Genomic DNA, 20,441 nt, shown 5'->3' with positions numbered 1-20,441 from the left:
CGTATCATGAGGGGCGTATCGTGGCGCGCGCTGGCAGGCGTCGTCTCGCCGCCGGAAGCGCTTGCGGCCACACGCCTCGACGGGGAGGAGGCCGAGCATATGAGGCCCAAGAGAATCCTTCTGCTCATCGTGATCTTCGTCGTCACCGCCATCGCCGCCGCGGCCCAGGCCGGGCTGATGGAGGACGCTCCCCGCACGACGGCCGGGGGCGGCCCCTCGGGTGCAGGCGCCAAGGGAGAGGACGACGTCGCGCTCGAGCCCGAGGTCGAGCCCTGCGCCTAGCCGCTCGGGTCCTCCGTCGTCGACGTGGCCCGCGCGCTCGTGAGCCCCATACCCCTGCGCTGCCGCTCCACGAACTTGTGGTTCTTCCCTAGCGGCTCCTCCGGACTCCACGCGGGCGCCTCGGCCCCGCCGCCGCCTCGCACCGGGTATACAATCCAAGAACGAACCAACGACTCACCGGGAGGCCAACCATGTCGACGTGCGCGCTCGTGCTCGAAGGCGGCGGATTCAGGTCCATGTTCACGGCCGGCGTCGTGGACGTCCTCATGGAGCATGGCATCTACGACTTTGAGAGCGTCTGGGGCGTCTCGGCCGGCGCCATCGCCGCGACGAGCTTCAAGAGCCGCCAGATCGGCCGCACCATGCGCATCATGCTCGCCTTCCGCGACGACCGGCGCTTCATGTCGCTGTGGTCGCTCGCCACGACCGGCGACATTGCGGGCGCCGACTTCATGTACCGCGAGGTCCAGGAGTCGCTCGACCCCTGCGACGTCGAGACCTTCTGCGCCAACCCCCTCAAGATGTACGCCGTCGCGACCGACGTGACCTTTGGCGCGCCGGCGTACCTGCCCGTCCGCAACCTCCCCAACGACGTCGACATGATCCGCGCCTCGGCCTCGATGCCCCTCGTCTCGCGCCTCGTGGACATTGACGGCCGCATCCTGCTCGACGGCGGAACGGCCGACTCGATCCCGGTCGACGCGGCCCTCGGACGCACGGAGAGCCCCATCGACGTCGAGGGCTACGAGCCTGCCGACAAGGCCGTCGTCGTTCTCACGCAGGACGCGTCGTACGAGAAGAGCGGCGCCAACGAGCGCATGGTCCTACGCTCGCACCGCTACGACGCCTACCCCTACTACCTCCACGCCCTCGAGACGCGTCCCGAGCGCTACAACGAGTGCCGCCGCCACGTCCACGAGATGGCGGACGCGGGCGAGATCGTCTGCATCGAGCCGCCCTCCCCGGTCGAGGTCGCCACGAGCGGATCGAGCGGCGAGAAGTGCCTCACGCTCTACCTGCAGGGTCGTGCCGAGGCCGAGCGCCAGCTCGACCAGATCCGCGAGTACCTCGCGCGCTGACGCACGCCCGCGTGGCACTGGCGTTTTTGTGTGGAAACCATGGCCAGCCGCATCTGGCCTGCGGTGCGCTATACTTTTACAGCTTTTCCACTGAGCCCCGTAATCTCACAGGAAAAAGCGTTCTTATTCGTAAGCATTTGGAGGAGTCAAGTGAACAAGTCGACTCATTTCGCCAAGAAGGGTGAGGTCCAGCGCAACTGGGTGCTCATTGACGCCGAGGGCGCCACTCTTGGCCGCCTTGCCACCAAGGCTGCCATGATCCTTCGTGGTAAGAACAAGCCGCAGTACACGCCCAACGTCGACACCGGTGACTTCGTGGTCATCATCAACGCTGATAAGGTCCAGCTTACCGGCGTCAAGGCTGATCACAAGGAGTACTGGCGCTACTCTGGCTGGCTCGGTGGCCTCAAGACCGAGTCCTTCAAGGAGGCCATGCAGAAGCACCCCGAGCGCGTCATCGAGCACGCCGTCAAGGGCATGCTTCCCCACACCACGCTTGGCCGTCAGCAGGGCATGAAGCTCAAGGTCTACGCTGGCCCCGAGCACCCGCACACCGCGCAGAACCCCGTCAAGATCGATCTGGAGGCATAACCGATGGCTGATAACACCGCTGTTTACACCGGCACCGGCCGTCGCAAGGAGGCCACCGCTCGCGTGCGCCTCGTTCCCGGCACCGGTAAGGTCACCATCAATGGCCGCGACGCCCTCGACTACTTTGGTCGTCAGCAGCTCATTGACAACGCTCTCGCTCCCTTCCGCGTCACCGACACGGTCGACCGCTTCGACGTCATCGCCCTCTGCGACGGCGGCGGCATCACCGGCCAGGCTGGCGCCCTCCGCCTCGGCATCTCCCGTGCCCTTCTCGACGCCGGCGACTACCGTCCCGAGCTCAAGAAGGCCGGCTTCCTCACCCGTGACTCTCGTGCCGTCGAGCGCAAGAAGTACGGTCTGAAGAAGGCCCGCAAGCGTCCGCAGTTCTCCAAGCGCTAAGGTCGCTCGCCTCAAAGGCATTCGAGCCCGCCGGTCACCCGGCGGGCTTTTTCTTTGCCCAGGCGCCTGCCGTTCGCCAACGCGGGCGTTCCGCACGCCTAGGCAGACCTGCGGGGACGCCTCCCAAACTGCCACGCATGCCGTATCCTTTCAGGGCGTGTGCGTGAAAGCGATCACGCACGCATGGAGTCCTTTGCGAGGGCGGGCGCACCGGCCCGCCTCTGGAGGGTGCCCGTGGGGGAGCCGAGTACCGACACAGACCGCGAGCGCATGGCCGCCTCGTCTGCCGCAGGCGAGAAGAGCTTCATGACCCCTGCCGAGGTCTGGCGCTGGCTCAGCGTCCCCATTCGCAGCGCCAAGAGCCGCAGGGACAACCACCTCCTCTACTTCTTCGTGGGCCTCGCGGTGCTTGTCGCCTGCGAGATCCTTACGGTCATGAACTACCTCCAGGACCGCGGCGTCGTCACGATCACCACCCTCCTCATGGGCGTCGGCGGCGTGTTCATCGCGCTGGCCGCCTGGCGGCGCAAGTACATGGACCTCGCCCTGCGGGCGACGATGGTCCTGTGCGCCGCCTGCTTCACCTACTACGCGGCGCGCGGCGTGAACGAGGGGTTCGCCATCCTCTGGACGCTCGTCATACCCCTTGCGTTCTGCTACTTCGTCGAGGTGCGCACGGGAATCATCTTCTCCCTCTACTTCCTCGCCCTTCTCGTCGTGCTCTTCTACACGCCGCTGCGCGGCTACGTGGCCGCGAGCTACACCGAGACGTTCATGACGCGCTTCCCGATCCTCTATGCCATCAACGTCGCGCTGTCGTCGCTCGCCATGATCCAGTACCACATAGCGACCCTCAGGAACCGGCGCTACGACGAGACGCTCGAGAGCGAGGTGCGCGCGCAGACGGCCGTCGCCGAGCAGCGCTCGCGCCGCATCGAGACGATGTCGGTCGAGCTCGTCGAGACGCTCGCTGCGGCGGTCGACGCCAAGGACCGCTACACGATCGGCCACGCAAGGCGCGTCGCCGACTACGCCGCACTGATCGGCCGCGAGCTTGGCCTTGCAGATGACGAGGTGGGTGACCTCACGAAGGAGGCTCTTCTCCACGACGTGGGCAAGATCAGCGTGCCCGACGCGGTCCTCAACAAGCCGGGGAGGCTCGACGACGAGGAGTACGAGACCATCAAGTCGCACACGGTGGCCGGATTCTCGATTCTCGGCAAGTCGGAGGCGCTGGTGGGCGCCGCGGCCGTTGCGAGGTGGCACCACGAGCGCTTCGACGGGAGCGGGTACCCCGACGGGCTTGTCGGGGACGAGATCCCGCTGCACGCGCGGATCGTCGCCGTGGCCGACGCGTACGACGCGATGTGCTCCGACCGCGTCTATCGCCCGCGCCTGCCCGAGCAGATCGTCCGCGGCGAGCTGCTCGCGGGGCGAGGGACGCAGTTCGACCCCGAGTGCGTCAACGCGTTCATGCGCGTGGCCGAGACGGGGCTCCTCGACTAGGAGCGCGAGCGGCGTGTGCGCTCCTTGCGTGCGCGCCGTGGGCAAGGCGCGCCGCGCCCGGGCCGCCACCTTCAATGCTGGTAGAATTGATGAGACCTGAGAGGAGCTCATTCATGAAGTACTTCGGCACTGATGGATTCCGCGGCAGGGCCAACGAGGGCCTCAGCGTGGATCACGCCTATAAGATCGGCAGGTTCGTCGGCTGGTACTACGGTGCCCGCCAGGGCAAGAAGGCCCGCATCATCCTTGGCAAGGATACGCGTCGCTCGAGCTACATGTTCGAGAGCGCGCTCATCTCCGGCCTCGTCGCCTCCGGCGCCGACGCCTACATGCTGCACGTCATCCCCACGCCCGGCCTCGCCTACGAGACCGCCGAGGGCGCGTTCGACTGCGGCATCATGATCACCGCGTCGCACAACCCCTACACCGACAACGGCATCAAGCTCGTCAACACCGAGGGCTACAAGATGGACGAGGACGTCCTCGAGAAGATCGAGGACTACATCGACGGCAAGCTCGAGGTGCCGCTTGCCACCGAGGACGCCATCGGCTGCACCGTCGACTACATGCAGGGTCGCAACCGCTACATCGCCCACCTGATCGCCTCCTGCGGCTTCTCGATGCAGGGCGTCAAGGTCGGTCTCGACTGCGCCAACGGCTCGGCCTCCTCGGTCGCCAAGCCGGTCTTCGACGCCATGGGCGCCGAGACGCACGTCATCAACAACGCGCCCAACGGCTTCAACATCAACGTCGACTGCGGCTCGACCCACATTGAGCGCCTGCAGGACCTCGTCGTCCGCAACGGCCTCGACGTGGGCTTCGCCTACGACGGCGACGCCGACCGCTGCCTTGCGGTCGACGAGCGAGGCCACGTGGTCGACGGCGACCTCATCCTCTACGTCTGCGGCATGTACCTCAACAAGCACGGCCGCCTCGCCAAGCAGACCGTCGTCCCCACGGTCATGTCCAACTTCGGCTTCACGCGCGCGCTCGAGGAGGCCGGCCTCAAGTACGAGGCGACCGCCGTGGGCGACAAGAACGTCTACGCCTGCATGCGCGAGAACGACTACAGCCTCGGCGGCGAGCAGTCGGGCCACATCATCTTCGGCGACCTCGAGAAGACCGGCGACGGCATCATGACGAGCCTTCGCGTCATGGAGGTCCTGCGTGCCGAGCGCGAGAAGCTCTCCGAGCTCACGCGTCCGGTCAAGCTCTACCCGCAGCAGCTCGTGAACGTCCGCGTCGCCGACCGCGACGCGGCCATGTCCGACCCCGCGGTCAAGGAGGCCATCGCCGAGGCCGAGAAGTTCCTCGCCGGCAACGGCCGCGTGCTCGTCCGCGCGAGCGGCACCGAGCCCCTCGTCCGCGTGCTGGCCGAGGCTCCCGACGAGTCCCTCTGCGCGAGCGCGAACGAGATCGTCCTCAAGGCGCTCGAGTCCCACAAGGCGTAGGGACGCGGCATATGCGATGCATCTCCGGCGGCCCGTCGAACTCGACGGGCCGTCTCCTTGTGCGGGGCCTGGTTGCGGGCGGCCTGCGGCCTTGGCCCGGCGTGTCTTTTTCCTATCGCGTCAGCGCTGCTAGGCGCCGCTGGTAAAATGTCACGTTGAATGCACCTGCCATGGACATGCGCCATGGTGCCCGCGCCGCGCGTCCCGCCGCGGCTTGCCCCTTTCCTACAGGAGGTTTGTGTATGTGTGGAGTCGTTGGCTATACCGGACGAAAGCAGGCAGTCGACTTTCTCCTCTATGGTCTCGAGACGCTCGAGTACCGCGGGTATGACTCCGCGGGCGTGGCCGTGCTCTCGGCCGGCCAGAACCTGCACCTCGTGAAGGTCGCGGGTCGCGTCGCCGCCCTCAGGGAGCGCGTCGAGGCCGCCAACCTCGTCGGCACCACCGGCATCGGCCACACGCGCTGGGCCACCCACGGCGCCCCCACCGACCGCAACGCCCACCCGCACACGAGCTGCGACGGCAGGATCGCGGTCGTCCACAACGGCATCATCGAGAACTACGAGGCGCTGCGCCGCCAGCTGATGGAGCAGGGCCACACCTTCAAGAGCGACACCGACACCGAGGTCGTCGCCCACCTCATCGAGGACGCGTGGGCGGGACCCGCCAAGGGCGACCTCGCGGCCGCGGTGCGCAACGCCTGCGACCGCCTCGAGGGCGCCTGGGCGCTGGCCGTCACCTGCGCCGACGTCCCCGGTCAGCTCGTGGTGACCCGCAACGGCTCGCCGCTCGTCGTCGCCTCGTGCGAGGACGGCGCCTACGCCGCCTCCGACGTCATGCCGCTGGCCAAGGTCTCCTCGAGCTGCATCCAGCTCGACGACCACGACATCGCCACCCTCCACCAGGACGGCTCCATCGAGATCGAGGACCGCGACGGCCGCCCCGTCGAGCACCCCAAGACCCTCGAGGTCGACTGGGACGCCTCGGCCGCGACCCTGGGCGGCTACTCCGACTTCATGGCGAAGGAGATCGCCGAGCAGCCCGAGGCCATCCGTCGCCTCCTGAAGGACCGCCTCGGCGAGCATGGCGTCTACCTCGACGAGCTCGACATGAGCGGAGAAGAGCTTGCCGTCATCGATCGCATCTACATCGTGGCGTGCGGCACCTCCTACCACGTGAGCCTCATTGCCCGCGAGCTCTTCCAGGACTGGGCCAAGGTCCCCGTCATCTGCGAGTACGCCTCCGAGCTCAACTACAAGGAGCCGCTCGTCACCGAGCACACGCTCTGCGTCATCATCACCCAGTCGGGCGAGACCGCCGACACCCTCACGGCCGCCCGCCGCATGCGCGCGCTCGGCTGCAAGGTCTTCGCGATCACCAACGTGCTCGGCTCCTCGGCTGCGCGCGAGTCCGACGGCACCATGTACATCCAGGCGGGCCCCGAGGTCTGCGTCGCGTCCACCAAGGCCTACACCGCCCAGATGGTCGCCTCGGCCCTTCTCGGCCTGAGGATTGCCGCCGCCCGCGGTGAGATGGACGCGGCCGAGGTCGGCCGCCATTTCGCGAGCCTCGAGCAGGTTCCTGCCCTCATGGAGGAGGTCATCTCCCGTCGCTGGCAGGACAAGCAGGCGGCCGCCGTCTTCCGCAACGCCCGCAGCTCGCTGTTCCTCGGCCGCGGCGTGAACTCCACGACCGCCTACGAGGGCGCCCTCAAGCTCAAGGAGATCAGCTACCTGCACGCGGAGGCCTATCCCGCGGGCGAGATGAAGCACGGCCCCATCGCCCTTCTCGAGCCGGGCTTCCCGGTCGTGGCCATCGTTCCGGCGGACCACGTGCACGACAAGACCGTCTCGAACATCGAGGAGTCCATCGCGCGCGGCGCGACCGTCGTGGCCGTCGCCACCGACGGCGACGAGCGCGTGGCCAAGCTCTGCGAGCACACGCTCTGGATCCCGACGTGCCCCGAGGAGTGGATCGTGCCGCTCGTGGCCATCGTCCACCTGCAGCTGCTTGCGCGCTACGTCGCGCGCTCGCGCGGGTGCGACGTCGACAAGCCGCGCAACCTCGCCAAGTCCGTGACGGTGGAGTAGCCATGGCCAGGGCCGGCGTTGGCGTCGACATCCTCGAGATAAGCCGCATGGAGCGGGCGGCCACGCGCCACCCGTCGTTCCTCTCGCGCGTGTTCACCGAGGAGGAGCGTGCCTACTGCGAGTCATGCGCGCGTCCCCTCGAGCACTACGCGGCGCGCTTCGCGGCGCGCGAGGCGGTGCTCAAGGCGCTGGGCACGGGCTTCTCGGAGGGAATAGGCATCAAGGACGTCTCGGTGGGGAAGGACCAGAGGGGGCGTCCCGTGGCCATTCTCGCCGGGAGGGCCGCCGAGGTCGCGAGCGAGCGGGGCATCCAGGAGGTCGCCCTGTCGCTGTCGCGCACGCACGAGGTGGCCGTGGCGAACGCCGTCGCGATGACGCCGGACGTGAGGCCGAGGCGCGACGAGGGCAATGACGCGCAGCGGGAGATGCAGGCGTCGTTCAGGGAGGCGCGCAGCGTGATCGACGAGCTGGAGCGTCTGCAGGACGGCATAATGGATACACTTGATGGCGAGGGGGACGCTGAGGAGCCCGAGACGGGCGAGCTTCCCCTGGCCGAGTCGATGGGGGAGTGACATGCAACCAGTTCTCAACGTGGAGGACGTCAAGAGGGTCGAGGCCGGGCTGACCGAGGTCGGCGTGAGCATCTCGGAGCTCATGCACCGCGCGGGCACCGCCGCGGCCAACGAGGTCGTGCGCATGGGCGACGCGTCGCACGTCGCCATCTTCTGCGGACTGGGCAACAACGGGGGCGACGGCTGGGTCGCCGCGGAGGCGCTGCATGGCCGCGGCGTCGACGTGTGCGTCGTCACGCCGGTCGCGCCCGACGACATCCAGGGCGACCTCGCCCGCGTGGTCGCCAAGCGCGCGCAGGCCGCAGGCGTGCGCATGCTCGTGGCGCCCCACAAGGACGACGTGGACGCTCTTCTCGGCGAGAGCGACATCGTGCTCGACGCGCTTTTGGGCACGGGCTTCCACGGTGAGCCGCGCGCTCCCTTTGACATCTGGATCGACAGCATCAACGCGTCGGCGGCGCGCGTCATCTCGATCGACGTGCCGAGCGGCCTGTCCGCGCAGACCGGCCTTGCCGCCGGCGGGTGCGTGATCGCCGACATGACCGTGACGATGCTCACGCTCAAGCCGGGCCTGCTGGCCGACATGGGCCGCGACGCCTGCGGCGCGATCATCGTGGCGCCGCTCGCGGAGCAGACCGAGCGCCTCGTGCTCGACGCGGACCCCGTCGCGTGGCGCGCCGACCTGGACGACTACGTGGACGTGCTCGAGCCGCCGTCGAACGCGGTCGACAAGTTCACGCGCGGGTCGGTGCTCGTGGTGGGCGGCTCGCTGCGCTTCCCGGGCGCGCCGATGATGGCGGCCATGGCGGCAGCGCGCTCCGGTGCCGGCTACGTCACGCTCGCCGTGCCCGAGCCCGTCGCGCCGATCATCCAGTCGCAGCTGGCCGAGATCCCCGTCATGGGGCTGCCCGCCGACTCCGACGGCACGTTCTCGTCGGCTGCCGCCGACGCCGTGGCGAAGCTCGCCGCGAAGCGCACGACGACCCTCGTGGGCCCGGGCATGCGCGTGAGCGGCGGCACCGTGGGCGTGGTGTCGCGCCTGATCAACACCGACGCGCCGCTCGTGGTGGACGCCGACGGCCTGAACTGCCTGGCGCGCCTGACCTCGAACAAGCTCGACGAGTTCCCCGAGGTGCTGCGCAGGAAGGCGCCGCTCGTGCTCACGCCGCACCGTCGCGAGCTCGGCCGCCTCACGGGCCTGCAGGACCGCCCGCCCGCGTCGCTCACCGCGGCCATGGACGCCGCGCGCCGCATCGTGTGGAGCGAGGGCGGCAGCGAGATCTGCGTGGTGGCCAAGGGCTCGGCGACCGCCTGCGTCAACGTGGACGCGGCCGTGCTGCCCAAGCCCGGCCCCGCGGCACTGGCGACGGCCGGTTCCGGGGACGTGCTCGCGGGCGTGATCGCGGCTCTTCTCGCCCGCTCGAACGTGGGCAACGAGGACCTGCCGATCCTTGCGGCGCTCGCCTGCGAGGTGCACGGCTACGCGGGGTCGATCGCGGCCGAGCGGTTCGGCTCGCACGGGGTCATGGCCCGCGACATCATTGACGCGCTGGGGCTTGCCGAGGACGCGCTCGAGGAGCAGATCGCCTTCCCCGACTCCGGCGACATGAACTAGCGGACGAGAAGAGCAAGACACAAGAGAAGGAAGAGGGAGATGGCGAGCGTAGTCTATCCCGAGAGGCGATGGGCGTGGGTCGAGGTCGACCTGAACGCCATTCGCAAGAACACGCGCGCGTTCAAGTCGCTGCTGTCGCGCGGGACGAAGATGATGTGCGCGGTGAAGGCCGACGCCTACGGGCACGGCGCCGTGGAGTGCGCCAAGGCCATGGCGACCTCCGGCGCCGACCAGTTCGCGGTCGCGACCGTGGACGAGGGCATCGAGCTGCGCGAGGGAGGCGTCACCCAGCCCATCCTCATGCTCAACGAGTCGCCCGTCGAGAGCGTCGCCGCCCTTCTCGAGTACGACATCATGCCGGCCATCTACACGACCGACTTCGCGTTCGCCTACGGCGAGCAGGCCGTCCGCATGGACAAGGTCGGCAAGTACCACCTGGCCGTCGACACGGGCATGACGCGCATCGGCGTGCTGCCCGAGGAGGCCGTGGAGTTCCGCCACAGCATCGACTTCCACCGCGGGCTCGAGTGCGCAGGCACCTTCACGCACTTCGCGACCGCCGACGTCATCGGCGACTGGGACTTCAAGCAGCAGGCGAAACGCTTCGAGGACACCGTGTGCGCGCTGCGCGACGCGGGCTTCGACCCCGGCCTCGCGCACTGCGACAACACGCCAGGCACCGTGCTGCACCCCGAGTTCCACTATGACATGTGCCGCGTGGGCATCGGCCTCTACGGCCTGCAGCCCGCCGACACCACGGCGCCGCGCATCCAGCTGACGCCCGCGATGAGCGTGCGCGCCCGCGTGACGCGCGTGATCAACCCGGCCGTGGGCGAGGGCGTGGGCTACGGCCTCACCTACCGCGTGCCGAAGCCCAACATCCAGATCGCGACCGTGCCCGTGGGATATGCCGACGGCCTCGCCCGCACGCTCTCGAACAACATGGACGTCATCGTGGGCGGCGTGCGCGCCCGCCAGGTGGGTCGCATCTGCATGGACCAGTTCATGTTCGCGGTCGACGTCAACAACATTCGCGCCTACCACCCCGCCGAGCGCGTCGAGCGCGGCGACGTGGTGACGATCATCGGCCGCGACGGCGACGAGGAGATCACCGCCGACGAGATGGCCGAGCGCCGCGGAACCATCAACTACGAGGTCGTCTGCAACTTCTCGCAGCGCCTCGACCGCGTGTTCGTGTAGGCGTCTCATGGGGCGCCTGCGCATCCCCGGCCACGACCGCCCGCGTCCGCGCGAGGTGGAGCTGGGGGAGATCCGCGACGTGTTGGGCGACTGCGGCCTCTGTCCGCTCGCCCAGTCGCGCGAGCGGATCGTGTTCGGGCGCGGGAGCGCCCATGCGCGCCTGATGCTCATCGGCGAGGCGCCCTCGGCCTCCGACGAGGCGTGCGGCGAGCCCCTCTCGGGCGCGAGCGGCCGCGTGCTCGCCCGTGCGCTCGAGCAGGCCGGCATCGACGAGGCCGACGTGTACGTCACGAACGTGACCAAGTGCCGCGTGCCCTCGAACCGCCCGCCCGCGCCCGGCGAGATCTCGGCCTGCGCGCCGTTTCTTCGCGAGCAGATCCGCAGCGTCTGGCCGGACGTGATCGTGTGCCTGGGCAACGTCGCGGCCCAGTTCGTGCTCAGGTGCGACAATGGCGTCACCAAGCTGCGCGGCCGCATGCACGAGGCGGGCCACTTCCACGTGGTGGCGACCTTCCACCCGGCGGCGACGATCTACAACGAGGACTGGGCCCCGCTTCTCGTCGAGGACCTGCGGATGGCGGCCGCATGGCTGGCCGACCACCCCGCGGGGGACGATGGCGCGAGCCCGGGCGCGTGAGAGGGGACTGACATGAGCGACGTGGAGGAGAAGAGCGTGGCCTGCGAGGTCGTGACCCACTCGACGGAGGAGACCATAGCCTGCGGGCGCACGGTCGGAGGGCTTCTCGAGGAGGGCGACGTGCTCGTGCTGACGGGCGACCTCGGTGCGGGCAAGACCCAGTTCACCAAGGGCATCGCGGCGGCGCTGGGCGTCGTGGACGACGTGTGCAGCCCGACCTTCAACATCCAGATGGTCTACGAGGGCGAGCGCATGCCGCTCTACCACTTCGACCTCTACCGCCTCGACGGCGCCGACGAGCTTGAGGACACCGGGCTCTTCGACGCGCTCGACGGTGACGGCGCCTGCGTGATCGAGTGGGGCGAGCAGTTCCTCGACCAGCTGGGGGACGACCTCGTGCGCGTCACGATCACGAGGCTCGACGACGAGGTCGCGCCCGGCGAGGAGCCGCCCCGCAGGGTCGCGTTCGCGGCCTGTGGCAACCGCGCAGCCCGTCTGGTGCGCACGCTCGCAGATGATATTTCTTAGGTAACTTATTTATGGGATAGACTGAAGTCCGCACAGGTATATGCCGCAACGGACGGAGGCCATCATGCCCCTGCCACGTGTCAAGCTCGCTTGCGTGCTCTTCTCGTCCGCCCTTGTCCTGTCGCCGGTCGCGCTCGCCGGGTGCGACCGCCTTGCCGCGACGGACCCGGCCCAGGCCGCCCAGGTCGCGGCCTCGGCCTCGGCCGAGCTGGGGGTCCTCGCCGAGAAGGGCGCGGACTCCGTGGTCGTGGCCCCCACCGCTGCCGAGACGCCCCAGGCGGCCCCCGGCGAGCAGACGGTGATCCCGCCCGCCGCGAGTGCCGACGTCGCGGCCGAGGCGGCGGCGCTGTCACCCGCGGACTTCACGAACAGCATCCTCTTCGACGCCACGCGCGCCCCCAACGACAAGGTCTTCGAGGTCGACGCCCTCGGCTCGTGGAAGCTGCTCGGCGTGCTCGACGCAAACGGCACCGTCACGACCGCCGCCGAGCGCGGGGCCATGGCCCTCACGTTCAGGGGCAAGGGCGGCACGGTCGAGACCGAGCGCGAGAAGCTGCCGCTCACCTGGAGCCAGGACGACGAGACGCCGCAGCTTGCGCACGGCGACCTTGGCGACGACGTGGCCGACGTCGTGTCGATGGACCTCAACGACGACGGCCGTCTCGTGGTCAGGCAGGGCGCCATGGGGCGCGTGCTCCTGTTCGCCAAGGTGGGGTAGGGCGACGCGCGAGGCGTTCGCACGACGCGCGCAAGGCGCCCGCACTTTGCAGGTATGGTGCCCCATGGACAGGCGGCTCCACGGCGCCTGCCTGCGCGTGTACACTATTTCGCGTGAAAGCACTCCGTGGATTGGACCTACATGAGCCTCGACACCGCGCTCGCCCCCGGCGAGTCCGTCATTCTTGCGATTGACACCTCGACCGACATGCTCGCGTGCTGCGTGGGCGTGGTCGCCGGTGGCCTCTCGGGCGCGGCCGACGCAGGCGCGCGCAGCCGAGAAGTGCGCATCCTCTCGTCGGGGGACCACCTCTGCCGCAGGCACGCCAACGAGTCGCTCACACGTACGGCCCTCGCCTGCCTGGACGAGGCGAGCCTCACGATGGCCGACGTCGACGAGGTGCTCGTCGGCCGCGGTCCCGGCTCGTTCACGGGCGTGCGCATCGGCATCGCCACGGCCAAGGGCCTCTCGTGCGGCCTGGCCAGGCCGCTCCTCGGCGCGTCGACCCTCGACGCCGTCGCGTGGAGCGCCTGGGGCGCGGGCGTCCGCGGCCGCCTCGCCGTCATCGGAGACGCCATGCGCCGCGAGGTCTACCCCGGCATCTACGAGCTCGACGAGGCCGGGGCGCATCGCGCCTTCGACGTCGAGCGCGTCGTGAAGGCCGACGCGTGCGTGGCCGAGCTCGCCGCGCGCTCCGACGCCGGCGAGCTCATCCTCACCGGCGACGGCCTCAAGAAGTACCGCGAGTCCTTCTCCGCGGCCGGCTTCGCGCGCTTCGTCGACGAGTCGTCGTGGTACCCCACCGGCGAGGGGCTCCTGCGCGCCGCCGCATCCGCCGACGCGCCCGGGCTCGGCAGCGGCGACCCGGCCCTCGTGCTGCCCATCTACACGCGCCTCTCCGACGCGGAGGAGGCCGAGCGCCAGCGCCTCGGCATGAGGGAGCCCGCGAGCGTGCGCACCACCGGCGTCGACGACCTGCTCGCCGGCGTCCACTCGCAGCTGCGCCCCATGACCGTAAACGACCTCGACGCCGTCGCCGAGCTCGAGGCCGAGGTCTACGCCGACGCCGCGCACACCGCGTGGTCTCGCCGCCTCTTCGAGGAGGACCTCGCCGGAAGCGGCCGCTCCTGGTGGGTCGCGCACGACCGCGGCCGCGTGATCGGCTTCGCGGGAGGCCGCGTCTGCGGCGACGACTTCGAGGTCGCCGACGTCGTGGTCGCCCCCGAGCGCCGCCGCGAGGGCCTGGCCGCGCGCCTCTTCGCGCGCATCGCCTACGACGCACAGACCCTCGGCGCCAAGACCGCATCGCTCGAGGTCGAGCGCGACAACGCCGGCGCCCGCGCCCTCTACGAGGGCCTCGGCCTCACCCAGGCCGGCGAGCGCCCCAACTACTACGGACCGGGCGCCGACGCCCTGATCATGACCGTCGACCTGCCCCTCGACGCCGCGCGCCTCAAGACCTCGCGCGTCGAGCCCGCCGCGTCGCTTCGCCCCTGGCCCATTCACGCGGGCGAGAGGAGCGCATCCACGCTCGAGGCCCTCGCGGCTGCCGGCGACCTCGTCCTCTCCGTCGAGTCGTCGTGCGACGAGACGGCCATGGCGATCATCGACTCGCACGGCGTCGTCTGCGCCAACGTGGTCGCCACCTCGATCGACTTCCACGCCCGCTTCGGCGGCGTCGTCCCCGAGATCGCCTCGCGCAAGCACGTCGAGGCCATCGTCGGCGTGTTCGAGGAGGTCCTCGCCCAGGCCGGCGAGCACTTCGGCTGCGACACGCTGACGCCCGCCGACCTCGCCTGCGTCGGCGTGACGGCCGGCCCCGGCCTCGTCGGCGCCCTCGTCGTCGGCGTCGCCTTCGCCAAGGGCGTCTGCGCCGCGACGGGCCTGCCCCTCACGGCCGTCAACCACCTCGAGGGCCACCTGCTCGCCAACCTCTTCGAGACGCCCGACCTCGAGCCGCCCTTCGTCGCGAGCCTCGTCTCGGGCGGCAACACCATGCTCGTCCACGTGCGCGACTGGGGCGACTACGAGGTGCTCGGCGCCACGATCGACGACGCCGTGGGCGAGGCCTTCGACAAGGTGGCCAAGGCCCTCGGCCTCGGCTACCCCGGCGGCCCGATCATCTCCAAGCTCGCCGCACGCGGCAACAAGAAGGCGATTCACTTCCCGCGCGCCATGATGCACAGCCACGACTTCCGCTTCTCGCTCTCTGGCCTCAAGACCGCGGTCATCACCTACATCGAGGGCGAGAACCGCGCCGGGCGCCCCATCGACCTGCCCGACCTCGCGGCCTCCTTCGAGGCGGCCGTCATCGACGTCCAGGTGGCCAAGGCCGCCGAGGCCGTCGACCAGACCGGCGTCTCCGACTTCTGCGTGGGCGGCGGCGTGGCCGCCAACCCCGAGCTGCGCGCGGCCTACCGCAAGCGCTTCTCGCGCATGGGCGTGCGCGTCACGGTCCCGCCGATGGTCGTCTGCGGCGACAACGGCGCCATGATCGCCGTCGCCGCTCTGCGCAACCACCACGCGAACGTCCACATGGACCTGACCCTCGACGCAAACCCCAACGCCAAGCTCGGCTGCTGGTCGAGCGACCAGGCCCCCGTCGTGGGAGAGGGCTGGCCCGAGCGCGCCTAGCCCCGATCACGGTGCTGCCGAGAGGAGCGTACGGCCATGGCCGCGCGCTCCTCTCGCCTTCGTTTCCTCCCGCCCGTCGCCGGTTGCGTGCTTGTTACCAACAACGACGGTGGCAGGGCGCCCTCGTTGCCGTACCCTATGTTGGGTACGTGCACGTAACTTTCTCGCATTAGGTTGCAAGGGGGAGGGGAATGGGTCCCCTCCGGTTGCGGGGCACGAAAGGGGAACACGAAGAGCACTGCCTGAAAGAGGGAACCAGATGACCACGCACGACTACAGCCCTAGCCATAGCCCTATCACGCGCATACCGCACGGTACGCCTCCCGTGAGCTCCCTCTCGCGCCGCTCGTTTATCAAGCTCTCCGCCACGGCCGCCCTCGGTGTCTGCGCCACGAGCGCGCTTGCGGCCTGCGGCCCGGCCGCCCCGGGCGTCACGCCCGTCGCCGGCTCCGGCTCCTCGTCGTCCGCGGGCGGCTCCGTCCTCGGCGACGGCAAGACCCTGCGCGTCGGCATGGAGGCCGCCTATGCGCCCTTCAACTGGCAGGCCACCGAGGCGAGCGACACCACGATCCCCATCCAGAACGTGGCCGGCGCCTACGCGGACGGCTACGACGTCCAGTTCGCGAAGGTCATCGCCAAGGCCCTCGGCATGGAGCCCGTCGCCGTCAAGATGAGCTTCTCGGGCCTGATCGACTCGCTCAACAACGGCCAGATCGACATCATCCTCGCGGGCATGTCCGCCACCGACGAGCGTCGCCAGGCCATCGATTTCTCCGACCCCTACTTCATCGGCCACTTCGGCCTGCTCGTGAAGAAGGGCTCGCGCTTCGAGGGCGCAACGGAGCTCTCCGACTTCGCGGGGTCGGCGGTCCTCGGCCAGAAGGACACCCTGCTCGACTCCGTCATCGACGAGATCCCCAACGTGACGCACCTCACGCCGGTCGACTCCGTGCCCTCGCAGATCTCGCAGCTCACGCAGGGCACCTGTGACGCCATCACCTACAACACCGAGAACACCGACGGCTTCCTCAAGGCCAACCCCGGCCTCGTCGCCATCCAGTTCGAGGACGGCAGGGGCTTCTCCCAGGTGGTCCCCGTCAACGCCGGCCTCGCGAAGGGCAAGCCGGAGGTCCTCAAGCGCGTCAACGACGCGATCGCGGCCGTGCCCGAGGAGGAGCGCACCTCGATGTTCGACGCCGTCATCGCACGGCAGCCTGCCTAAGCTGGGCCTTCTCACAATTGTCACCCCCGTGCCCCGATTTGCGCTATGGTTTTAGCGTTGCGGGCACGTCCCGTTCCATTTGCCGCGCCGTCGTGGCGCACCGAAATCTCTTAGGGAGGATGCGCATGGGCATCGCTCAAGGGGACCCCGCTGGGTCTTCCCGCTCTGGCAACAGGCTCACCCGCTTCGTTGCCGCTGACCACCGCTACGTCTTTCTCGGCACGAGCGCGATCGCGCTCGTCGGCATGTGGCTCTCGTCACAGCCGCGCACCGAGATGAGCTTCCTCGCCGGCGTCTACGCCCTCGAGGTCGTCATGTATTACCTGCTGTTCGCCTGGGTCGTCGTCTCCGGCGTGGCCCTCCTGAACAAGCTGATCAAGTGGCGCGACTACGCCAGCACGTCGCCCTTCGTGCGCCCGGGCGCGCGCAAGGCCGAGAGGATCGCGTCGTACGTGGTCGTGGGCATCACGGCGGTGCTCTTCGTCGACCGCGTCGTCATGGGGTTCATCGCCGTGGCCCAGGCGGCCGCCCTCTCCGAGACGAACCCGCAGGGGTTCCTTCCCGGCATGGTCTACATGCTCTTCGCCGGCAAGGACATCTTCATCAAGGGCATCGCGACCACGGTGCAGCTCGCCGTCTTCGGCACCGTCATCGCCTTCTTCCTCGCGCTGCTCCTCGTCTTCCTGCGCCTTCAGCAGATTGACCGCCCCGACAACGACCTCGTCCGCTTCCTCAAGGTCGTCGGCTGCGGCTTCGCCAAGTTCTACTCCGCGGTCGTGCGCGGCACGCCGATGATGGTTCAGTCCCTCCTCATCTACTTCGCGGGGTTCGCCGCCCTGCGCGGCACGGGCATGTCGACGACCGAGATCTCCGGCATCTGGTCCACGTTCGTCGCGGGCCTCGTGACCATCTCGCTCAACTCGACGGCCTACATGATGGAGGTGCTGCGCGGCGGCATCGAGGCCGTCGACGGCGGCCAGGCCGAGGCCGCGCGCTCGCTCGGCCTCTCGCAGTGGCAGGCCATGACCAAGGTCGTCTTCCCGCAGGGCATCAAGAACGCCGTGCCCGCCCTCTCCAACGAGCTCGTCGTCAACATCAAGGACTCCTCGGTCCTCTCGGTCATCGGCGTCTTCGACCTCATGTTCTCGACGACCACGGTCGCGGGCATCTACTACCGCCAGCTCGAGGTCTACGTCATCGCGACGATCTGCTACCTCATCCTCACGATGATCGCCTCCAAGCTGCTCTCGATGCTCGCCAAGCGACTGGACGCCCCTGCCAAGGGCCCCGTGCTCTCGACCTCCGACGTCGCGGTCACCATGGGCGTCACCGACTCGGTGCGCCCGGCCGGCGCCAACGCAAGCCACAACAACAAGCAGGAACGGTAGGTGTGAGCCATGGCTGAGAGTGCTCAAGAGCCCGTCATCAGGATCGAGGGCCTGCGCAAGAGCTTCGGCTCGCACGAGGTCCTCAAGAACATCGACTTCGAGATCATGCCCGGCGAGGTCGTCACCATCATCGGCGCATCGGGGTCGGGCAAGTCGACCCTGCTGCGCTGCCTGAACCTCCTCGAGACCCCCGACGCGGGCCACGTGTGGTTCCGCGGCGAGGACCTTGCCGCGCAGCACGTGAACGTGAACCGCCTGCGCGAGAAGATCGGCATGGTCTTCCAGGGATTCAACCTCTTCAACAACATGAACGTGCTCGACAACTGCACGCTCGCCCCCGTCACGCTCAAGAAGGCGAGCAAGGCCGAGGCCGAGGCTGAGGCCATGCGTCACCTCGAGGCCGTCGGCCTCGCGGAGTTCGCGAAGGCGAGCGTCACCTCGCTCTCCGGCGGCCAGAAGCAGCGCGTCGCCATCGCCCGCGCGCTCTGCATGAAGCCCGACCTCATGCTCTTCGACGAGCCGACCAGCGCCCTCGACCCCGAGATCGTCGGCGAGGTCCTCTCCGTCATGCGCAACCTCGCCGACGAGGGAATGACGATGGCGGTCGTCACGCACGAGATGGACTTTGCCAAGAACGTCTCCGACAAGGTCGTCTTCATGGACCAGGGCGTCATCGCCGAGATGGGCGAGCCCAACCGCCTCTTCACCAACCCGGAGCACCCGCGCACCCGCGAGTTCCTCTCTCGCTACCTCGAAGACACCCAGGGCGCAAGCGCGACTGCCTAGCCGCCGCGCCGCCCGCCCGCGCCAACCCCGCACGTCCCGCGGCCGCCGACGACAGTCGAGCGGCCGCTTCCCTTGAGGAGAACCCATGGCCCCGCTCAGCGTCATCACGTCGAACCACGTCTATCTCGACCGCGCCCACCCGGACGTCCGCGCGGCCGTCGTCATCGAGGGCACGCGCGTCCGTGCGGTCTGCGCGCCGGAGGACGTCTCGCGCGTCGCCGGCGACGACGCCCGCGTGCGCGACTTTGGCGACGCCTTCGTCTGTCCCGGCTTCCATGACGCCCACCAGCATGTCTTTCACACGGCGCTCGTCGACTCCGACCTCGCGCTGACCTGCCCGGGCACGAGCGAGGCCGACTGCGTCGAGCAGATGCGCGCCTTCGCCGGGCGCTCGCGCGCCGGTCGCTGGCTCATCGGCCAGGGCTGGCGCCAGGACCTGTGGGACCCGGCCGTCGCGCCCACGCGCGCGTCGCTCGACGCGGCCTTCCCCGACCGACCCGTGGCCATGTACTCCGGCGACCTGCACACGCTCTGGGTCAACACGCGCGGCCTCGAGGAACTCGACATCACGGCAGACACCGTCCCGCCCGCGGGCGGCTCCTTCGAGCGCGACGCCGATGGGCGACTCACGGGAGTCCTGCGTGAGGCGGCGGGCATGGTCTACGTTGCGAAGGTGTTCCAGACCCTGCCGCGCGACGGCGTGATGCGCGCCTACCGAGACTACTTCGAGAGGAGCCTCGGCCAGGGCATCACGAGCGTCTGTGACATGGCGCTCTCCGCGATCCCCGGCGCCGACTACGTCAACGAGGACGTATACGAGGCTCTTCTCGCCCAGGGCGCCCTTCCCGTGCGCGCCCACCTGTTCCCGCAGAACGTGGGACGCTACGAGCGCATCGAGGCGCTGCAGGCGCGCCTGACGGGCGAGCTGCTGCGCGCTCCCGGCACCAAGCAGTTCTTCGACGGCGTCTCGAGCGCGCACACGGCGTGGATGCTCGACGAGTACGCCAACGCGCGCTTCGCCGGCGACTGCGGACGCCCCACGGTCGCGCCCGAGCTCATGCGCTCGTACGTGATGGCCGCCGCCGAACGCGGCATCGCCACGCGTATCCACACGATCGGCGACCGCTCGATCCGCACCGCAATCGACATCTTCCGCGAGGCCCGCGAGCGCTTTGGCGCGCCGCGGCAGGGCGCCAACACGATCGAGCACGTGGAGGGGCTCTGGCCCGAGGACGTGCGCGCGATGGCAGAGATCGGGCTCGTGGCGTCGGTGCAGCCGCAGCACGCAGTGATCGATGTGACCCAGCCGGAGCGCGACCTGGGCGCCGAGCGAGCGGCCTTCATGTGGCCGTTCGCGAGCTTCGCCCGAGCGGGCGTGACGATGGCGTTCGGGACCGACTCGCCGTGCGTGCCCAACCGCTCGATGCAGGTGCTGAGCTGCGCCGTGACGCGCGAGGTGCCCGAGACGTGCGAGCCCAGGGGCGGGTGGCTGCCCGCCGAGCGAATCGGCATGGCCGAGGCGATCGACGCCTACACGCGCGGCAGCGCCGTGGCCTGCGGGCGCGAGGGCGAGCTCGGGACGCTCTCGGCGGGGAGGCTCGCCGACATCGCCGTTCTCGACACGAACCTCATGGAGGCCGACCCCGAGCAGATCCAGGGCGTCCGCACGCTCGCCGCGTACGTGGGAGGCAGCCTCGCCTGGGAGGCCTAGAATCAAGGGTGCAACGGTCTGGTCCTTGGCGC

Annotated in this window: 18 protein-coding genes; all 18 read left to right on the top strand. The window is 69.2% G+C overall.

All coding sequences use genetic code 11. The annotated features are described in order from the left end of the window. Positions 1–99: 99 nt before the first annotated feature. The gene (locus M5D76_RS00905) at positions 100–282 is read left to right on the top strand and encodes a hypothetical protein (protein ID WP_248921535.1); all 183 of its coding nucleotides are present in this window, start codon (positions 100–102) and stop codon (positions 280–282) included. Positions 283–473: 191 nt separating this feature from the next. After that, positions 474–1,361 (top strand): patatin-like phospholipase family protein, encoded by an 888-nt coding sequence (locus M5D76_RS00900; protein WP_248921534.1) that lies wholly within the window; start codon positions 474–476, stop codon positions 1,359–1,361. Between the two features lie 150 nt (positions 1,362–1,511). Then, entirely contained in the window at positions 1,512–1,952 is a 441-nt protein-coding gene (gene rplM / locus M5D76_RS00895; protein WP_248921533.1) for a 50S ribosomal protein L13, read from the top strand. Between the two features lie 3 nt (positions 1,953–1,955). Next, a complete protein-coding gene (gene rpsI, locus M5D76_RS00890; protein ID WP_248921532.1) occupies positions 1,956–2,351 on the top strand; it encodes a 30S ribosomal protein S9 in 396 nt (131 codons plus the stop codon). A gap of 234 nt (positions 2,352–2,585) precedes the next feature. Then, positions 2,586–3,857, top strand: coding sequence for an HD-GYP domain-containing protein (locus M5D76_RS09225; protein WP_248921531.1), 1,272 nt, complete (start codon positions 2,586–2,588; stop codon positions 3,855–3,857). Between the two features lie 113 nt (positions 3,858–3,970). After that, positions 3,971–5,308, top strand: a complete 1,338-nt coding sequence (gene glmM, locus M5D76_RS00880) for a phosphoglucosamine mutase (protein WP_248921530.1) — start codon at positions 3,971–3,973, stop codon at positions 5,306–5,308. A 242-nt stretch (positions 5,309–5,550) separates the two neighbouring features. Further along, positions 5,551–7,398 carry a glutamine--fructose-6-phosphate transaminase (isomerizing) gene (gene glmS, locus M5D76_RS00875; RefSeq protein ID WP_248921529.1) on the top strand — a complete coding sequence of 616 codons (1,848 nt, stop codon included), beginning with the start codon at positions 5,551–5,553 and terminating at the stop codon, positions 7,396–7,398. Between the two features lie 2 nt (positions 7,399–7,400). Next, on the top strand, positions 7,401–7,970 hold the full coding sequence (gene acpS, locus M5D76_RS00870; RefSeq protein ID WP_248921528.1) for a holo-ACP synthase: 570 nt from the start codon (positions 7,401–7,403) through the stop codon (positions 7,968–7,970). Position 7,971: 1 nt separating this feature from the next. Beyond that, the gene (locus M5D76_RS00865; RefSeq protein WP_248921527.1) at positions 7,972–9,585 is read left to right on the top strand and encodes an NAD(P)H-hydrate dehydratase; all 1,614 of its coding nucleotides are present in this window, start codon (positions 7,972–7,974) and stop codon (positions 9,583–9,585) included. Between the two features lie 39 nt (positions 9,586–9,624). Beyond that, positions 9,625–10,785 carry an alanine racemase gene (gene alr / locus M5D76_RS00860; protein WP_248921526.1) on the top strand — a complete coding sequence of 387 codons (1,161 nt, stop codon included), beginning with the start codon at positions 9,625–9,627 and terminating at the stop codon, positions 10,783–10,785. Between the two features lie 7 nt (positions 10,786–10,792). Then, positions 10,793–11,422, top strand: a complete 630-nt coding sequence (locus M5D76_RS00855) for a uracil-DNA glycosylase (RefSeq protein WP_248921525.1) — start codon at positions 10,793–10,795, stop codon at positions 11,420–11,422. A gap of 12 nt (positions 11,423–11,434) precedes the next feature. Then, complete coding sequence (gene tsaE, locus M5D76_RS00850) at positions 11,435–11,950, top strand: tRNA (adenosine(37)-N6)-threonylcarbamoyltransferase complex ATPase subunit type 1 TsaE (protein WP_248921524.1); 516 nt, start codon at positions 11,435–11,437, stop codon at positions 11,948–11,950. A gap of 64 nt (positions 11,951–12,014) precedes the next feature. Beyond that, entirely contained in the window at positions 12,015–12,668 is a 654-nt protein-coding gene (locus tag M5D76_RS00845) for a hypothetical protein (RefSeq protein WP_248921523.1), read from the top strand. Positions 12,669–12,809: 141 nt separating this feature from the next. Then, on the top strand, positions 12,810–15,302 hold the full coding sequence (gene tsaD, locus M5D76_RS00840; protein ID WP_248921522.1) for a tRNA (adenosine(37)-N6)-threonylcarbamoyltransferase complex transferase subunit TsaD: 2,493 nt from the start codon (positions 12,810–12,812) through the stop codon (positions 15,300–15,302). Positions 15,303–15,561: 259 nt separating this feature from the next. Then, on the top strand, positions 15,562–16,524 hold the full coding sequence (locus M5D76_RS00835; protein ID WP_248921521.1) for a transporter substrate-binding domain-containing protein: 963 nt from the start codon (positions 15,562–15,564) through the stop codon (positions 16,522–16,524). Positions 16,525–16,649: 125 nt separating this feature from the next. Further along, complete coding sequence (locus tag M5D76_RS00830) at positions 16,650–17,912, top strand: amino acid ABC transporter permease (RefSeq protein WP_248921520.1); 1,263 nt, start codon at positions 16,650–16,652, stop codon at positions 17,910–17,912. 9 nt (positions 17,913–17,921) lie between these two features. Further along, positions 17,922–18,698: an amino acid ABC transporter ATP-binding protein gene (locus M5D76_RS00825; RefSeq protein ID WP_248921519.1), complete on the top strand. Its 777-nt coding sequence runs from the start codon at positions 17,922–17,924 to the stop codon at positions 18,696–18,698. 85 nt (positions 18,699–18,783) lie between these two features. Next, a complete protein-coding gene (locus M5D76_RS00820; RefSeq protein WP_248921518.1) occupies positions 18,784–20,409 on the top strand; it encodes an amidohydrolase in 1,626 nt (541 codons plus the stop codon). Positions 20,410–20,441 lie beyond the last annotated feature (32 nt).

Source organism: Olsenella intestinalis (genome assembly GCF_023276655.1).
In the GTDB taxonomy this organism is placed as follows: Bacteria; Actinomycetota; Coriobacteriia; order Coriobacteriales; family Atopobiaceae; genus Olsenella_J; species Olsenella_J intestinalis.
The sequence above is the reverse complement of the archived record's forward strand: the minus strand, read 5'-3'. Positions and strand labels throughout refer to the sequence as shown.